The organism is Campylobacter sp. 2018MI13 (assembly GCF_018501135.1).
Lineage (GTDB): Bacteria > Campylobacterota > Campylobacteria > Campylobacterales > Campylobacteraceae > Campylobacter_E.
The window spans coordinates 1-408 of the sequence record NZ_JAHCZC010000270.1 but is presented as its reverse complement, the minus strand read 5'-3'; the positions used below and the strand labels follow the sequence as shown (position 1 = coordinate 408).

Genomic DNA, 408 nt, shown 5'->3' with positions numbered 1-408 from the left:
GTACATGACATAGTCAATATTAGGGTGCGTTGGATTAAGACGCATAAAACGATCGATGGCGGCCTGCGCTAGCGGCAAATCGGCGTTTTTGTAATAGGCGTAGATAAGATCCAACTGCACCTGCTGAGAATACGGTCCGAATGGATAACGATTATCTAACGCTTCCAATTGCGTTATTGCCTGTTCCCAGTTACCGTCCTGCAGCGTTGGCTGAGCAGTCGCGGAGATTTCATACGGCAGATTATCGGGCACCTCTTCCTTTGAACCCGAGCAACCCGCCAGAAACAGGCTCAACGTGGCTGCTGCCACCAGATATTTCATGCGCGTCATGACGTTTTGACTTACCTCAAAATGTTTTACGGGAGATTCTCTGTTCCTGCTCCCGGTTAAGACCAGCTACAATAGCAC

The 408-nt window shown here is 49.3% G+C and carries 1 protein-coding gene; it reads right to left on the bottom strand.

Going from position 1 to position 408, the window contains the following annotated elements; all coding sequences use genetic code 11:
- On the bottom strand, positions 1-330 hold a 330-nt coding region (bamD, locus tag KJQ99_RS09990; protein ID WP_214150752.1), incomplete at its 3' end, for an outer membrane protein assembly factor BamD.
- Between the last annotated feature and the right edge of the window lie 78 nt (positions 331-408).